The sequence below is a fragment of the Actinomycetota bacterium genome (genome assembly GCA_019347575.1).
Lineage (GTDB): Bacteria > Actinomycetota > Nitriliruptoria > Nitriliruptorales > Nitriliruptoraceae > JAHWKY01.
In genome coordinates this window covers 1-16,191 of sequence record JAHWKY010000009.1, presented here as the reverse complement: position 1 = coordinate 16,191, position 16,191 = coordinate 1, and the positions used below count along the sequence as shown (strand labels likewise).

Below are 16,191 nucleotides of genomic sequence, written 5' to 3'. Positions count from 1 at the left end.
CGGCCCGGACCACGGTACCCACCACCCCCCGGTCCCTCCAACGACCGCGCGCCGACCGCCTCCCGCGAGGCGCTCAGCCGCCGGCGCCGACGGGGCGGACCGCATCGGCAGGCTTCACCTCGAGGTGGACGTGCGGCCAGCGGTCTTCGGGGAAGTAGCGGTCGATGTGGGAGGCGAACGGGAAGCGGTTCGGTCCCGCCGCGAGGACGCTCACGCCCGCCTCGACGCGGTCCCCGCTGGCCACGGTCACCTCACGCACGTGGATCAGCACGACGCGTAGATGTGGGGCGTCCTCGGGAGCGATCTCGATTCGAGTGTCGGGGTACTTGCCGTACAGCGTGTAGGGCTCGACCAGAACGACCGTGCCCGTGACGGGGCTGGTGACGGTCTCGTCGTCGTGCATCACCAGGTCCACAGCCGACGTGGCCGGCTGTGGACGGCCACGCGACGACAGCACGAGGTACCCGGGCCCGTCCTCGGGTGGGGGCAGCGTGAACTTCGTCGTGTTCTCGTTCGCGAGTCCGTGCCCGTGGGGCTGCAGAGCGACCGCATCCGCGAACGACGCCTCGTGGTAGCCGACGAGGAGGACCTCCTCGCCGGGCAACACAAGCGTCAAGCGGCCGATCAGCGCGAACGGCTGCGCCAGCGCGTCAGTGTCGGGGTCGTCAGCGGCCAGCGCGGACGGTGCGGCCCCGGCCCGTGCGGGCGCCGCTCCAGGGACCGCGCCGGTGGCGGGTCCGCCGCCGCCACCGGCCACGATGAGGGGAACGCTCACGAGCAGCGCGACCGCCACGAAGGCGGCGACACGGCGGGCACGCCGGCGCGGCGCGGCGAAGAGCGGTCGCTTCGGCCCCCCGGTACCTCCGGGAAGGCTGCGTGCGGTGAACGCGTCGGTCGGTTGCATGGACTCGCGGTCGCAGGGTCGCCGGACGGTAGCGACGGCACCGCGCGGGGCCAAAGCACCCGCTCAGCCCGCGCGGCGAGCGGCCGCCTCCTCCAGCAGAACGCGCGCGTGCTCGAGGCCCTCGGCCCGGTCAGCGTGCCCACCGAGCATCCGTGACAGCTCGGCAGCGCGGTCGTCGCGGTGCACCTCGCGCGCCGTGGTCACGGCGCGGCCCCCGTCGAGCCCCTTCTCGACGACATGGTGGACGTCCGCGAACGCCGCCAGCTGAGCGAGGTGGGTGACACACAGCACCTGCCTCCCCGCCGCTCCCGCCGCGAGCCGGGCCAGCTTCTCCCCCACGGCCATGGCGGTCGCCCCGCCCACGCCGGCGTCCACCTCGTCGAACACGAGGACGTCAGCCTCCACCACGTCTGCCAGCGCGACCTCGAGCGCGAGCGCGACCCGCGACCGTTCCCCACCGGATGCCGCGCGTCCCAGTGGTCGCGGCGGGTCACCGGGGTTAGGCGCCAGGAGGAAGGTGATGCGGTCGCCGCCGTGGGGTCCGGGCGCGTCGGCCTCGGCGACGTCGACCTCGAAGTGCGCAGCCGGCATCCCGAGGGCCGCGAGGTGCACGTCGACCGCTGGGGCGAGCGCGTCGGCAGCGACTAGGCGCCCCCGTCTCAGGTCGTCGATCAGCGAGCGGACCTCGTGCTCTGACGCCTCGAGCTGTGCCAGGAGCGTCTCCACCTCGTCCGTCTCGGCCTTCAGCGTTGAGAGCCGCAGCCGCGCCTCCTCGGCGTACCCGAGGATCCCGGCGACGTCGTCGCCGTACTTTCGTTGGAGCTGGGCGATCAGGCGTGAGCGCTCACGCAGCTCCTCGAGGTGCTCGGGGTCGACCTCGATGCGCTCGGCGAGTGCACGCACATCGCGGGCCAGCTCGGTCGCTTCGGCGACCAGAGCCTCGGCGCGATCCCTCACGTCGGCGAGCTGACGGTCGCTCACATGGACACGTCGGAGCGCCTGTACGGTGCGACCGAGGGGCTCGCCCGCTCCCTCGCTGCCCAGTGCCGCGGCGGCCTCCTGCGCGGCGAGCACCAGCTCCTCCCCGTGCTCGAGCAGCTCGAGCTCGTCGTCGAGGTGCACGTCGACCTCGGGGTCGAGCGCCGCACGGTTGATCTCGTCCACCTCGAACTCGAGGCGATCGATCTCGCGGGCGCGGTCGCGGGCGCGTTCCCGCAGCGCCTCGAGTCGTTGGGCCGTGTCCTGCCACCGGCTGTAGGCCTCCTGGTACCGGTCGAGGATCCGCCCGTGCGCAGCGCCGGCGAACCGGTCCAGCAGGGTGCGTTGCCGCTCGGGTCGGGCCAGCTCGACGTGCTCGTGCTGCGCGTGCACCTCGACCACGGCCCCGAGGATCTCGGTCAGCGCGGTCACGGTGGCGAGGCGGCCGTCGATGCGGACGCGGCTACGGCCCTCCGCCGCGATCTCCCGAGAGACCACCAGCTCGTCGTCGCCCTCGATCCAGTCTCGGGCGGTGGAGGGCGCCGGACGTATCCGGGCCTCGACGAGCGCGCGCTCGTGACCCGCCCGTACGAGCGTCGTGTCAGCGCGCGCGCCGAGCAGCAGCTGGAGAGCGGTCACCACCATCGTCTTACCGGCTCCGGTCTCGCCGGTCACGACGGTCAGCCCCGGTGACAGGCGCAGCGTGACGTCCTCGATGACACCCAGGGCCGTGATGTGGAGCTCGTCGATCACGTCCGCATCTCAGTGGAGGCCGAACTTGCGACGGACGAGCGAGTAGAAGTCGAGCGAGTCCACCCGGGCGAGCCGCACGGGACGGCCGTTGCCGACGGCCTCCACCGCCCCGCCTGGCGGGATCGTGACCGGCTCGCGGCCGTCACACGACGCGATCGCGGCGGACTGATCGGGGACGACCTCCACCCTGACCGGCTCGTCCGCGCCCGCGACGAGCGTGCGGTCGAACAGCGAGTGCGGGGCGACCGGCACGACGAGGGTCGCCGCCACGCGCGGTGAGAGGATCGGGCCTCCCGCGCTGAACGCGTAGGCGGTCGATCCCGTGACGGTGGCGACGACGAGAGCATCGGCGGGGACCTTGGCGAACAGCGACCCGCCGACGTGGACGTCGAGCAGGAGCAGCCGCTGTCGCGCCGTCTTCTCGATCGAGATCTCGTTGAGCGCCCAGCCGCGGTACTGCACCGTCCCGTGCTCGTCCTCGGCGGTGACCTCGAGCGTGGCGCGGTCCTCCACCGTGAAACCCCCACCGGCGATAGCAGCGAGGGCCTCGTCCAGTCCGTGCAGTTCGACCTCGGCTAGGAACCCCAGGCGTCCGAGGTTGACCCCGAGGACGGGAACGTCGGCGTCGCGACAGAGGTGGGCGGCGCGGAGGAAGGTGCCGTCCCCGCCGAACGAGATCGCCAGGTCGAGACCGTCGGCGAAGCCGCTCGCAGGCTCGTCGGCCCGCCCCTCACCGTCCGCTGCGGTGACGACGTCCACCCCCAGGCTGGTCAGGCGGTCAGCCGCCTGCGCGGCGGTCGTGCGGGAGCCCTCACGCCCTGAGTGGACGACCAGACCGACCTTCACGTGCTGCCTCTCAGGAGCTGTTCGGCTTCCTCGATCGCGGTATCGACGCGCTCGAGCGTCTCGGGACCGGGAGCCTCGGAACGGGCGTGGAGGAGGTACTCGACGTTGCCTGCCGGTCCGGGGTGCGACGACGGAACCACATCCACGGGGCGCCACCCTAGCTCCCGGAAGGTCTCCGCCACGGAGAGGACCGACCTCCTCCACACAACGCGATCGCGCACCACTCCCCCGCGACCGACGTCGCCACGGTCGGCCTCGAACTGCGGCTTGATGAGGACGACGGCATCGGCCGGTGAGGCGAGGACGGCGACGAGCGCCGGGAGCACCAAGCGCAAGGAGATGAACGAGAGGTCGGCCACCAGCAGGTCCGGCGGCGGTGACGGGATCTGCTCGGGGCGCAGCGTCCGCACGTTCGTGCGTTCGAGGACGGTGACGCGCTCATCGGTGCGGATGCGTTGGTGGAGCTGGCCGTAGCCAACATCGACAGCTACGACGCTCGCGGCGCCGTGTTGCAACAGGCAGTCGGTGAAGCCACCCGTCGACGCGCCTGCATCGAGGCAGCGTCGCCCCGTCGCGTCCACATCGAAGCGCGTCAGTGCCCCTTCGAGCTTGTCGCCGCCCCGGCTCACGTACCGCCGCGGTGGGGCGAGGACGACGATGGCTTCGTCAGGAGCGACCTGAGTCGCGGCCTTCAGGGCGGGACCCCCGGCCACGGTCACCAGACCAGCAGCGATGGCGTCACGCGCCTCCTCACGGCTGTCGACGAGACCGCGTCGGACCAGCTCCCGGTCGAGTCGCTGGCGGCGCGCCCCGATGGTCAGACCTCGTCGAGGGCTGCCAGCTCCGCGGCGAGGATGCCGTGCACGTTCTCGAGGACCGCCGGACGCTCGTCGATCACGAGGTCGTCGACGCCCCCCAGCAGCTCGCGTGCCGTCGCCAACGCGTCCTGGTCCGAGGCGTCGGTCACGATGACTTCTTCTTGGTCGACTGCTTCTTCGCGGTCTTCTTGGTCGTCTTCTTGGTCGTCTTCTTGGCGGTCTTCTTGGCTGTTGGCTTCGCGGCGGCCTTGCTGCCCGATGCTCCGCCTGACGCCTTCTTCTTCGTCGCGGACTGCTTCTTGGTGGTTCCGCCGCCGCCCTTGCCGGACGTCGCGGCCGCCAGCTCGCGCTTGAGTTGGCTCACCTGTTTCTCGAGGCGCTCGACCTCCGAGCGGCTCGCGATGCCCATGCGTCCGATCGCACGCTGGGTCTCGGCCCGCACGAGCGCGACCAGCGCCTCGCGGTTCTTCTTCGACCGGTCCAGCAACTCCTCGACCATGTCCCCGGCCTGATCGGCAGCAGCCTCGCCCTGTTTGACGACCTGACGGACGATCTGCTCAGCCCGGCTCTTGGTCACGTTGGTCAGTCCGTTCGCGGCTTCGAGGTAGCGCGAGAGAGCGCTCGCCATGTGTTCCTCCTGAAGGCCCTCGTCCGTCGGAGACTACCAGTGGCCACCACACCCACTGGTACAGTGCCGCCCGGTTCAGTGCTCAAGTAGCGGAGCGGTAGCGCGAACTCAGTGCTCAAGTAGCGGCGCCGACGCATCAGGAACGGAGGACACGGCGACGGTGGCGACCGAGGAAGAGGTGGAAGCCGTTCTCGAGCAGCTCGTGCAGCGCATCTCCCGCATCGACCCTTCGTACCGCGCCATGCTGCCGACCCGACGCACCATCCAGGCCGAGTGCCCTGACATCGGGGTCGTGTACCACACCGACCTGCGACAGGGGCGACTCAGTGGCCTGCAGCGGGGCAGTGCCCCCCGTGCCGACATCCGTTTGCGCTGCAGCTCCGACGATCTGCTCTTGCTCGCCGCCGGCGAACTCGACCCCAGCGTCGCGTACGCGTCCGATCGCCTCTCGATCCAGGCGAGCGTGACCGATCTGCTCCGGCTGCGGGCGGTGCTCTGATGGCCTCCCTGCGCCCCGCCCCTTTCCAGGGCCGCCGCTGGGTCGTCGGCACGGCGGTGCGGGTCGCGGCCTCAGCGGCGCTCGGCCCCCGACTCGCCGAACGCGACCGTCGTCGCGATGCGACGGGCGACCTGCCACTTCAGGCACCCATCGGCGAGCACCGCTCCGTCGAGGCCGACGACGGCACGGTGTTGCACGCCAGCGTCCTCAACGGTTCGAGCACGGGACCGACCTTCGTACTCACGCACGGGCTGTGCTGCGACCACCGCGTGTGGCATCCCATCTCGCGACGGCTCGCGGCTGCGGGTCGCGTCGTGCTGTGGGACCTGCGAGGTCACGGACGCAGCACCGCAGCGGACGACGACGATCTGACCCCCGCGCAGCACGCACGCGATCTGGCCGCGGTGATCGACCAGGAGGCCGCGGGGCCGGTCCTGCTGCTGGGACACTCACTGGGCGGCATGACCTCGATCCGTTACCTCCTCGACGCTGAGCCAGACGCATCCAGAGTCGCCGCGAGCGTGCTCATCGCCACCCCCACGGCGGACATCGTCACCTCGGCGCTGTCAGGGCGCGGTACCTCGCGCATCGAAGCGGCCGCGGGGCGACGCCTCATCCGCGCGCTCCTCGGCAACGATCGCCTCGACCGACGCTTCGTCTCCGGCGAGACCAGTAGCACGCGGGACCGCGGCTACTCGCTGATCCGCGCCACGGGGTTCGGTCACCATCCGGTCGCCGCTCAGGTTGCGCTCGTGCACGAGATGATCGCGGCGACGGCCATGGATGTCCGGCGTCGCTGCTTCGAGGGCATGACCGCGACCGATCTGCGACGCGCGGCACAGGGGCTCGACGTCCCCACGCTGGTCGTCATCGGGGCACGCGACCGGCTCGTCAACCCGCACCAGTCACGCCAGTTCGCCCGGGCACTGCCGGACGGCCACGTCCTCACCTTCCGCAACGCGGGTCACGCCGTCGTGCTCGAACGCGCGCCACACATCGCGTCGCGGACGCTGCGACTGGCCGAGCAGGTGCTCGCCGGGCGCGTCGATCTCGCAGCGGTCGCCGCCGGCTGATCGGGAAGGCCCAGCGTGGTCCTGCCAGTCGGGGACATCAACCCCACCCATCGCACGCCCTTCGTGACGCTCCTGCTCCTCGCCGCCAACGTGCTCGTCTTCCTGCTCGTGCAGCCCCACCTCGGCGGCGTCTTCGGCGAGGACATCGAACGCATGACCCAACGCGAAGCCGCCATCGCCTTCTGCACCGAGGAGGCGTTCTACCTGCGGTGGGCGGCGATCCCGGAGGAGATCCTGGACCTGCAGCCTCTGACCGAGCAGCAGGTCCAGCAGGTCGCCACTCGCGGCTGTGAACCGTTCCGCGAGCCCCCCGTCACGAAGCCGGTGATCCTCAGCATCTTCACCGCGCTGTTCCTGCACGCTGGTCTGGGTCACCTGCTCGGCAACATGCTGTTCCTGTGGATCTTCGGCAACAACGTCGAGGACCGCCTGGGCCACGTCCGGTTCCTGCTCTTCTACGCCATCGGAGGGGTCGCGGCGACGTACGCGTTCGCCCTGTTCAACCGCGGGTCGCTCGTCCCGCTGCTCGGCGCATCGGGCGCGATCGCGGCGGTGCTCGGGGCCTACCTGCTGCTGTTCCCGCACGCGCGCATCCGCGTCTACGCACCTTTCCCGCTGTACTTCCTGGCGCCGCTGGTGGGAGGACGGATCGCGTTCTGGTTCCTCATCTTCGCCATCGTCGAGCTCCCGGCGTTCCTGGTCCTCCTGCTGTGGTTCGGGCTTCAGGTCCTCGCATCAGCCCAGCCGTTGGAGGGCGGCATCGCCTTCGAGGCACACGCAGCGGGTTTCCTCGCCGGCATGCTCATGGTGGCGTTGGTCGACCGGGACCGGACACGGCAGCGTCGCACGTGGTGACCTTCGAGCCCTTCCGGACGATGCGTTTCGACGGGGCCGCTGTCGACCTCGCAGCCGTCACCGCCCCCCCGTACGACGCCATCGATGCCGATGAGCAACGCCGCCTGTACGACCTCGACCCTCACAACGTCGTCCGGCTCGAGCTGGGTATGCGCGATCCCGACCACCCGGCCGACAACCGCTACACGAGAGCCGCCGACCAGGTCCGCACCTGGCTCGCCGAGGGGGTCCTCGCGGTCGAGGGCACCGCCGCGCTCTGGCTGTACGAGGAGGTGTTCGATCACGCCGGTGAGCGGCGTCACCAGCGGGGCCTGATCGGTGCCCTCGGTGTCACGCCGTGGGAGGCACGACAGGTGCTGCCACACGAGCGCGTCTTCCGCGAGCACGTCGAGGACCGCAAGGCGCTCCTGCGTGAGGTGCCGATCAACCTCTCGCCGGTCTTCCTGCTCGTCCCTGAGGACACGTGGCTGACCCCGGTCCTCGAGGTCCTCGACGACGAACCGACCAGCTCGTTCACCGACCGGGAGGGGATCGACCACCGTCTGTGGCGCATCTCCGATCGCGGGACGCACCGCGAGGTCACGGCCGCGCTCGAGCGCCACTCCCTGCTGATGGCCGATGGTCACCACCGCTACACCACGGCGTTGGAGCACCGCACCGAGGTGGGGGGCCGCGGCAGCGACGCGACGCTGGCCTACATCGTCCCCGATCCCCACGGCCCGGTCGTCAGGCCGATGCACCGGCTGATCCGGCGCGTGCCCGACCAGCTGGTCGGAAGGCTGCGCACCGCAGGGTTCTCGTTCCACCCCTTCGACGGCGATGTGACGGCGCTGCTGGACGTGGTGAGCACGTTCGAGGAGCGCTGCTTCGGCCTGGTCTGGGGCGCCGGCAACAACCTGGTGCGGGTCCGCGATCCCGACGCGGTCGAGCGGGTCTTCCCCACGGGCACACCGGGCCTCGTGCGGCGCCTCGACGTCGCGCTCCTGCAGGCAACGATCACCGGTCCGCTGGGTGTCCGCGACCGCATCGAGGACCTGCTCTACACCCCCGACGCGGAAGCTGCAGCGGCTGCCGTCGCCGCCGGACTGGCCGATGCGCTGTTGCTCGTGAAGGCACCGTCCGTCGCCGACGTCCGTCGGACCGCTGCCGCCGGGCACCTGCTGCCGCCGAAGAGCACCGCGTTCCACCCCAAACCGCGTACCGGCCTGGTCATGCGGCCCCTCGATGCGGACGTACCGTCGGGGAACCGCTGAGCTGCGGGACGCCATGGGTAGTCTCGCGGTGCAGGAGGTGCCGATGCCGATGAAGGACCTGCCGGTGCTCGGCTGGAAGGAGCAGGCCGCGCTCCCCCGCTGGGGCATCGATCGTCTCCGCGTCAAGCTCGACACCGGTGCCCGGACCAGCGCGCTGCACGTCGAGGAGCTGCACCACATCGGAGAGCACGAGCTCGACGGTCACCTCCTGCCGATCCTGCGTTTCGCCGTGCTCGTCGGCAGCCGGGACGAGCCTCAGCGCCGATGGGTCGAGACGCCTGCGGTGGGCTTCAAGCGTGTGCGCGACACCGGTGCCCGCGAGGAGCACCGTCCGGTCGTGCGTACCCAGGTCGTCTGCGGGCCACTCGACCGCGAGACCGAGCTCACGATCACCGACCGCACCGGGATGAACTTCCGCATGATCCTCGGCCGGTTGACGCTGCAAGGTGCGTGCCTGGTCGACCCGATGCACGGGTACCGCCACTCCCCGACCCCGCCCCGCCGGCCACGGAAGTGACCGCGCTCGTCGTCGCCGGCGAGGCGATCGTCCCGGGGACGCGGGTCGACCTGTTCCCGACCGTCTCGGAGTCGTACACCGGAGCGCGGACCGACATCCCGATGACCGTGCTGCACGGCGTGGAACCGGGTCCGCGGGTGTTCGTCACGGCCGCGGTCCACGGCGATGAGCTCAACGGCACCGCGACCTGCCAGGAGCTGCTGAGCGTGCTCGATCCGGCGGAGCTGAGCGGGATCCTGATCATCGTGCCTATCGTGAACGTCCTCGGGGCACAGATCCACTCCCGCTACCTGCCCGACCGACGCGACCTCAACCGAAGCTTCCCGGGTACCACGTCCGGATCGATGGCCTCCCGGATGGCACGGGTCCTCATGGACGAGGTCGTCCGCGGCAGCGACGTCGGCATCGATCTGCACACCGCGGCGAACCGGCGCACGAACATCCCTCAGCTACGGGTCGAGACCACCGACCAGCGAGCCATCGAGCTCGCGATGGCGTTCGGTGCGCCCTACATCCTCGATGCGGCGAATCGTCCGGGCTCGCTGAGGGAGGTGGCCACGAGCGAGGGGGTGTGCGTGCTCACCTACGAGGGCGGCGAACCGTTGCGCTTCGATCCGGAGGCGATAGAGGTGGCGCTAACGGGCACGCTGCGGCTCCTGGATCACCTCGGGATGCGCGATTCCGGGCCACCTCCCGCAGCGCAGTCCCCGCTGGTGATGCACGAGTCTCGCTGGATCCGCGCCGAGCGCGGCGGCATCCTCGAGCTCCACGCGGAGCCGGGTGACGCCGTGACGATCGGCCAGCCGCTATGGACGACGACGACCCCGCTCGGGATGGAGCGTTCGACGGTCGAGTCGCCCTACGACGCGGTCGTCATCGGCGGCACGACGGTCCCGCTCGTCGCGCCGGGCGACGCCGTGCTCCACCTCGGCCTCCCCGGCGAACGCGAGCCGGCCGAGGACGATCCCAGCGCCGAGGAGGACGCGCTGGCGATCCCCGGCGACATCGGCTGACGCGGCCGGCTACCGCCGGGCGACCGTCTCGGCCACGACCTGCAGACGGCTGCGTCGCTGTCCGCCCGCGTCCCAGAACCGACGCTGGAGCCAGCCGCTGACGACGACCTCGTCGCCTTCGTCCAGTCCGGCCGCATGCCTGACCGTCCGCGCCGTCGCTTGCCCCACAGCGCGCCTCTCACCCCTCCGTGGCGGCGGCCCTACCGCGACCGGGAGGCTGTCCACGCGGTCTCCGTCGGGGCGCCGGACGACGACGCGCAACAGCACGATCGTCGCTCCCGACTCGAGTTCCTTGATGTCCGGTGGGGCGCTGAGGTAGCCGCTCAGGCGGATCTCGTTGGCGGCCGTCGCCTCGCTCGTCGTGGTCATCGCCTTCTCCTTCTGGGTCGTTGCCTCGCCCCCGCCAGGCGCCCCGACGCTACTCAGGGGTGGTGACATCACGACCGTTATCCTGCTCGCGTCTGTGGATGGAGCTGACGTGACCGACATCCCGCTCCCCGACGCGCCCCCCATCAGCGACCACGGTGACGGCATCCGCGCCATCGACACCATGATGGGCGGCCTCACGTCCGTCACCGCCGGCTACCTCATCGAGGCCCCGCGTCCAGCCCTGATCGAGTGTGGTCCCGCCCTGTCGATCGACCACGTGATCGACGGTCTGCGTGCCATCGGGATGGATCCCGAAGACCTGGCCTACATGATCGTGACCCACATCCACCTCGACCACGCCGGCGGGGCTGGTGACGTCGCGGCGGCGTTCCCGAACGCAACCGTCGTGGTCAGCGAGGTCGGGGCGCGCCACATGCACGATCCCGAGCGGCTGAACGCGTCGGCGAGGCAGGTCTACGGCGAGCTGTACGAACGCATCTACGGCGACTGCACCCCGATCGCCCAGGACCGGCTCCGCGGCGTCGCCGACGGCGACACGATCGATCTGGGCGGTGGCCGCGAACTCGAGCTGCTCTACACCCCCGGTCACGCCAAGCACCACGTCGCCGTGGCCGACAGCGACACGGGGAGCATCTTCGTCGGCGACTCCGTTGGGGTGAAGATGCCGGGGATGGAGGTGCTGCGCCCCGCGACCCCGCCCCCCGACTTCCACCTCGAGGCAGCCCTGGCGTCGCTCGACCGGATGGCGCAACGTGACCCGTCGCGCATCTACCTCGCCCACTACGGACCGGTCGACCCGCCCGACGAAGCGCTCGACGCGGCCGTGGACCGGCTACAGGCGTGGGCCGACACAGCCGAGGCGGCCTACCACGAGTCCGACGAGCTCGACCACGTCGCCGAGACGCTCGCCCAACGCTTCGCGCAGGAGATCCCCCGGACGGCGATCGAGGCGGACCCGGACCTGGCTGGGCGGGTCGACCTGCTCAGCGGCTACCGGAGCAACGCGGCCGGTTTCGTGCGCTACTTCAAGCGCCGCGACGAGGGCACGCTGACCCCGGTCGGCTGAGCTACTACCGCGCGAACGTCCAGGTTCCCGCTGCGGCGATCTCGAGGACGATGTCATCGCCGTGGACCACGGCGCGTAGTGCCCCGTCCTCGAGCACCTCGCCGTCCTCGAAGCCTTCGAGGTCCGCGCCCGCGCCCACGAGCCACACCGTGCTCGGCCCGTCGGTGGTGATCGTCACCGTGATCGGCTCTGCGAAGTCAAGGCCGGCGCGCGTGACGTCGAAGGACACCTCGCCGACGTTGATCAGGGTCGCGTTCATCGCGTTGGCCGTCGCCGCTTCGGTAGCGAGCCAGTCGAGTCCGTACCGGACGAAGGGCGAGCTGTGCCCGGCCGAGGTCGCCGAGACCGGCGCTGCGGGGGTCGCGAGGTGGTCGTCGGGGCGCGACTCCGACACGGCGTCGACCATCCCGTAGTTGCTGAAGTCGTCGGGGTCGGGATCGCGCACCTCGATGTCGTCGACCCAGTAGGCACCGTCGGGATCGAAGTCGAAGGGCTCGCCGTCCCAGCGCACGGTGTTCAGGGCCCGGACGAGGGCGGGCACGATCTTGTAGGTCACGTGGCGCGGGTTCTGGGGCGCCGTGAAGCGCTGCAGGTACGCGGCGCCGTCGGCCCACTCGTCGAACAGCGCCTGGCTGAAGTGCTCGTAGCCGAGGAAGGTCTGCATCTCGACCCGGTAGCCGAGCTCGACCAGCCGCGCCGCCATCCGCTGCACACCGGTCACCGGCACGAGCTCGTCGTTGGTGCCGTGGTCGATGTGCAGCGGGTAGTGACGGGCGTTCTCGAGGATGCGGTAGTTGAGTTGCGCCGCAGCGTCCCCGCTGTTGGCCTCGATGTAGCAGATGCCCTCGCTGCCGTTGCTGAAGGTCTCGCAGTGCTCCCCGTCCGGTAGCCCCGTCCAGGCGCCCTGGGTGACCGCGCCCGAGACCGAGTGGCCTGCTGCGAACAGGTCGGGGTACAGCAGTCCGAGCAGGTAGGTGCCGTAGCCGCCCATCGAGTACCCGGCGAGGTAGCGTCGTTGGCTGTCGATGTTGGGCACCAGCGCGTGGACGTCCTCGAACACCTCGAAGAAGTCCTGGTGCGAGCGAGACACGTACCAGTACGAAGTCCCTCGCCCGTGCGGGGTGATGACGACGTTGCCCTGGTCCTTGAGGATGCCGTTGGTCCACTGATCCTCGCGGGCGTGCTCGTGGATGATCCGGGGCGTGATCGTGGCGCCGCTGTGCGCCTTTCCGCCGCGGTAGTGGAGCCAGAACGTCGCGGGTGTCGCGACCTCAGGGTCGAAGTCGTTGGGGATGTAGAGCCCGTAGGGCTGCCAGCGCCCGTCCTTGCTCCGCTCGGTCGAGATCTTGTCGCCCGACGGGAACTGGCGCTCGTGGTAGCCGGCGCCGGGGCGCGCGGACTGGGTCCGGCCCGTGCGGAGGTCCTCGAGCGCGATGGGGCCGCTCGAGAAGCCGTCGACGTGGGAGCCGTCCGGGGCGCCGCCGTGGAGCGCGAAGGCTTGGAGGCGGTCGTTGTAGATGTCGATCGGCTCGGCGTGCCGGAACGCGATGTTGTGGGGCGTGAAACCGCCGTCCTCTCCGACCTGACCGGTCACGACCGACAGGTCGAGCGTGTGGCCGTCGCTGACGAGGTCTGCTGGCACCGCGATCTCGAGGGCGTTGTTCCACCCCGTCGCGTCCGCGGCGACCACCACGCCGTCCGCCAGCTCGCTGACGCCGGTGCCGACGAGGAGCACCTGGTCGAAGCGGTGGTCCTCCGGGAGGCCGAGCGCGCTGTCGGCGGGCGAGCCGCCCTCGCCGGTGTCGGCGAGCAGCAGAACTCCGAGGTCGTCCACCTCGGACATGTTCGTGGTGCGGATCAGCAGGTGCACGGTGTCGGCGTCAGCGCCGACCCGCAACTCACGGAGGTCCCCGACGGCGAGATCGCGGTTGGTGTTGCCGTACTCCTCGTCCGCCCCGATGGGGTAGGGAACCCCGAGCTGCATCTCGAGCGTGCGGAGGGTGTCATCGATGCGCTCGGCCCGGCGCTCCTCGTAGAAGGTGCCGGCGAACTGGTTCCAGCGCTCGATGTCCTCGCCCGCGTCGGCGCCGTAGGCGTCCCAGAGGTAGTCGGTGTGGATGAGCTCGCCGTGGTCGTAGTGGCTGGTGCCGGCGATGTGGACCGACGTGCCGACCCAGTCGCTGGGGTCGCCGTCGACGGTCTTCGAGGACGGCGCGGCGGGAGCGAGCTCCTCGACGACCAGCGAGCCGCGGTCGACCGCGTCGGAAAGGACCGGCAGCTGGTCGGGGACCTCGTCGGGGATGATCGACGGGGCGGCCGCGACCAGGCCGAGAGCGGCTACCAGAGCGAGCGAGCTGCTGCGTCCACGCACAGGGGGAACTCCAGGGAAGGGTCTACGTGGAGCTTCGACCCGGGGGGCGCGGAACCCTTCCCGTCAGAGCTGCGCGAGGCGCTGCTTCACGTCAAAGAAATCGGCATCCTCGGCCGCGATGGCGTCGAACAGCTCCTTCGCGGCCGCGGTGTCGCCGTCACGCTCGGCCAGGTCGGCGGCGACGTACCACAGCCGCAGGTGGTGATCGGCTGGCGGCCCGGGTTCGCGCTGGTCGAGCGCCGCGCGCAGGACCGCCCTCCCAGCGGAGGCATCGCCAGCGTCGCCCAGCGCCGAAGCCCACACGATCAGGCCCTCGATCCAGCGGTCGCGGCCGACCTCCTCGGGCTGCATCTGACGCACGTACTCGGCCACCTTCGCGGGCGGCCGCCCGGTCGCGCGGAGGCAGTCCGCGATGAGGTGGTTCTGATCCTGGCTGCCCGAGAAGCGTCGGTACGCCTGCAGGTCGGTCAGCGCCCCGCGGTAGTCCTCGGCCTGGTAGCGGGCGATCCCGGCGGTCTCGCGGATCACCGCGGAGCGGGGCGCCTTGTCGGCCGCCCACGCCAGGAAGCGCAGGGCAGCCTCGGGCTCGCCGTCCTCGACCAGCTGCGTGCCCTCCTCCAGTGCGAGCGCGACCTTGCGGGTATCGGCCTTGTGCACGTGCTGGCGGATCTCGCGGTACACGTCGCGGGGCAGGTCCGGCTCGACCCCATCCGGCAGTGGAGGCTCGGGGACGTCCTCGCGTTTGGGGCGAGCGGGGCGGCGGGGCGGTGGTGGTCTGTTGCTCACGAGGTCCTCGTCGGCGAGGTGTGGCGAACGTAGCTGTGCACGACGGAGCCGCCCCACCCGTGAGGGTGGGGCGGCTCCGATGAGGGTTCCCGCAGCGACCTACTCTCCCAAGGGGTCTCCCCCTCAGTACCATCGGCGCAGGAGGGCTTAACTACCGGGTTCGGAATGTGACCGGGTGTGTCCCCTCCGCTATGACCACGGAAGAACCTTGTTCAGTTGTGGGGTCTGGTCCACGATCCTCGTGAACCCCAGAGCGAGCGCGAGCGGGTACGGCAAGCCCTCGGCCTATTAGTACCGGTCAGCTCCACACGTTGCCGTGCTTCCACCTCCGGCCTATCAACCCCGTGGTCTTCGGGGGGCCTTACTCCCTTGAAGGGATGGGAGATCTCATCTCGAGATGTGCTTCGCGCTTAGATGCCTTCAGCGCTTATCACGTCCGCACGTAGCCAACCGGCCGTGCCCTTGGCAGGACAACCGGCACACTAGAGGTGCGTCCACCCCGGTCCTCTCGTACTAGGGGCAGCTTCTCTCAAATCTCCAACGCGCGCAGCGGATAGGGACCGACAGATCTGTTACCTCCACCCTTCGACGCCTCCGACCGCGTTACCGCGGTCGTGCTCCGGGTGGTGACCAGGTCGTTTCCGCCTGGCTCTGCATGTCGCCATGCAGCTCGGACTGTATCTTCACCCCCTTGCGGGGGGTTCGGCGTGCAGTCTCTGAGGGTTCTCTCCTCCTACCACGTCCGAGAGATCGAACTTCCGGTACTGCCCGTCACCGTTCATAGTGAAGGCCAGTCGAACCAAGCGTTCGAAGCCTGATCGGTCTCGGTGCTCGCCGGCTGCCATAGCCCGGACGATCACCGCGAACACGCGGAACGTGTCGTTCTTCTCGGAGCGCAGCGGGTTCCTCTCGAAGAAGGGGATGACCTTCCCGAGGAGTTCAGCACGGTTGCGCACGACCAGCACGTACGTGCGGTCGCGGGGACGGCGGCGATCGTTCTCGACGATCCGGCCGCAATCCAGCACCGTGCGCAGTTCCTCGAGGACGGTCGCCCGCTCGGTGTTCTGACTGACCCGGAACTCCGGGACCAGTTGGAAACCACGCGGGAGATCGGGGCGTCGTGTCACCCCGACCGAGAAGCACCCTTCTCCGTCGACGAACCCAGCTAGGTAGGACTCGAGCCTTCCCTGCTGATCGTCCGCATCACCTGTCGGTTTGTCACTGTCCATGCATCGCAGGCTATGGCGGGCCTGTGACACGCAGACGAGTACCGCAGGATACTTGCGGGTTTTCCAGCATATAGCCGAATTTATAGACAGCGCGGATAGCTGTTCACTGTCTCACGACGTTCTGAACCCAGCTCGCGTACCGCTTTAATGGGCGAACAGCCCAACCCTTGGGACCTGCTCCAGCCCCAGGATGCGATGAGCCGACATCGAGG

Annotated in this window: 16 protein-coding genes and 2 rRNA genes; 7 read left to right on the top strand and 11 right to left on the bottom strand. The window is 70.1% G+C overall.

The genetic code is table 11. From position 1 onward, the window contains the following. Positions 1-73 precede the first annotated feature (73 nt). The 6 genes from KY469_07520 to KY469_07495 all read right to left on the bottom strand — a co-directional run bounded on the left by KY469_07520 (position 74) and on the right by KY469_07495 (position 4,927). A complete protein-coding gene (locus KY469_07520) occupies positions 74-904 on the bottom strand; it encodes a M23 family metallopeptidase (protein MBW3662932.1) in 831 nt (276 codons plus the stop codon). Positions 905-967: 63 nt separating this feature from the next. Beyond that, entirely contained in the window at positions 968-2,635 is a 1,668-nt protein-coding gene (gene recN, locus KY469_07515; GenBank protein MBW3662931.1) for a DNA repair protein RecN, read from the bottom strand. A gap of 9 nt (positions 2,636-2,644) precedes the next feature. Beyond that, positions 2,645-3,481, bottom strand: a complete 837-nt coding sequence (locus KY469_07510; protein MBW3662930.1) for an NAD(+)/NADH kinase — start codon at positions 3,479-3,481, stop codon at positions 2,645-2,647. Continuing rightward, positions 3,478-4,296 (bottom strand): TlyA family RNA methyltransferase, encoded by an 819-nt coding sequence (locus KY469_07505; protein MBW3662929.1) that lies wholly within the window; start codon positions 4,294-4,296, stop codon positions 3,478-3,480. The genes KY469_07510 and KY469_07505 overlap by 4 nt, the downstream gene beginning before the upstream one ends. A gap of 2 nt (positions 4,297-4,298) precedes the next feature. Next, positions 4,299-4,448, bottom strand: a complete 150-nt coding sequence (locus KY469_07500; protein ID MBW3662928.1) for a hypothetical protein — start codon at positions 4,446-4,448, stop codon at positions 4,299-4,301. Continuing rightward, complete coding sequence (locus KY469_07495; GenBank protein MBW3662927.1) at positions 4,445-4,927, bottom strand: phasin family protein; 483 nt, start codon at positions 4,925-4,927, stop codon at positions 4,445-4,447. Before KY469_07495 ends, KY469_07500 begins: the two co-directional genes overlap by 4 nt. A gap of 160 nt (positions 4,928-5,087) precedes the next feature. Between KY469_07495 and KY469_07490 the strand changes: the two genes are divergently transcribed. From KY469_07490 to KY469_07465, 6 genes are read left to right on the top strand one after another with little or no spacing between them, the layout of a single operon-like run. Further along, positions 5,088-5,426 (top strand): SCP2 sterol-binding domain-containing protein, encoded by a 339-nt coding sequence (locus KY469_07490; GenBank protein ID MBW3662926.1) that lies wholly within the window; start codon positions 5,088-5,090, stop codon positions 5,424-5,426. Beyond that, positions 5,426-6,499 (top strand): alpha/beta hydrolase, encoded by a 1,074-nt coding sequence (locus KY469_07485; GenBank protein MBW3662925.1) that lies wholly within the window; start codon positions 5,426-5,428, stop codon positions 6,497-6,499. The genes KY469_07490 and KY469_07485 overlap by 1 nt, the downstream gene beginning before the upstream one ends. Before the next feature lie 15 nt (positions 6,500-6,514). Continuing rightward, positions 6,515-7,354 carry a rhomboid family intramembrane serine protease gene (locus KY469_07480; GenBank protein MBW3662924.1) on the top strand — a complete coding sequence of 280 codons (840 nt, stop codon included), beginning with the start codon at positions 6,515-6,517 and terminating at the stop codon, positions 7,352-7,354. Next, positions 7,348-8,607, top strand: a complete 1,260-nt coding sequence (locus tag KY469_07475) for a DUF1015 domain-containing protein (GenBank protein MBW3662923.1) — start codon at positions 7,348-7,350, stop codon at positions 8,605-8,607. The genes KY469_07480 and KY469_07475 overlap by 7 nt, the downstream gene beginning before the upstream one ends. Positions 8,608-8,650: 43 nt before the next feature. After that, complete coding sequence (locus tag KY469_07470; protein ID MBW3662922.1) at positions 8,651-9,124, top strand: RimK/LysX family protein; 474 nt, start codon at positions 8,651-8,653, stop codon at positions 9,122-9,124. Continuing rightward, complete coding sequence (locus KY469_07465) at positions 9,121-10,137, top strand: succinylglutamate desuccinylase/aspartoacylase family protein (GenBank protein MBW3662921.1); 1,017 nt, start codon at positions 9,121-9,123, stop codon at positions 10,135-10,137. Before KY469_07470 ends, KY469_07465 begins: the two co-directional genes overlap by 4 nt. A 9-nt stretch (positions 10,138-10,146) precedes the next feature. Here KY469_07465 and KY469_07460 read toward each other — a convergent pair whose 3' ends face one another. Then, a complete protein-coding gene (locus KY469_07460) occupies positions 10,147-10,506 on the bottom strand; it encodes a hypothetical protein (protein MBW3662920.1) in 360 nt (119 codons plus the stop codon). A 109-nt stretch (positions 10,507-10,615) separates the two neighbouring features. Here KY469_07460 and KY469_07455 point away from each other — a divergent pair, with 109 nt between their 5' ends. Further along, the gene (locus tag KY469_07455) at positions 10,616-11,593 is read left to right on the top strand and encodes an MBL fold metallo-hydrolase (GenBank protein MBW3662919.1); all 978 of its coding nucleotides are present in this window, start codon (positions 10,616-10,618) and stop codon (positions 11,591-11,593) included. A gap of 4 nt (positions 11,594-11,597) precedes the next feature. On the opposite strand, the gene KY469_07450 is transcribed toward KY469_07455, so the two are convergent. From KY469_07450 to KY469_07435, 4 genes are all read right to left on the bottom strand, one after another. Beyond that, positions 11,598-13,964: a prolyl oligopeptidase family serine peptidase gene (locus KY469_07450; GenBank protein MBW3662918.1), complete on the bottom strand. Its 2,367-nt coding sequence runs from the start codon at positions 13,962-13,964 to the stop codon at positions 11,598-11,600. Between the two features lie 63 nt (positions 13,965-14,027). Continuing rightward, positions 14,028-14,750, bottom strand: coding sequence for a hypothetical protein (locus tag KY469_07445; GenBank protein MBW3662917.1), 723 nt, complete (start codon positions 14,748-14,750; stop codon positions 14,028-14,030). 86 nt (positions 14,751-14,836) lie between these two features. Further along, a 5S ribosomal RNA gene (gene rrf / locus KY469_07440) occupies positions 14,837-14,953 on the bottom strand. A 65-nt stretch (positions 14,954-15,018) separates the two neighbouring features. Then, positions 15,019-16,191 (bottom strand): 23S ribosomal RNA (locus tag KY469_07435); the annotation flags it as partial.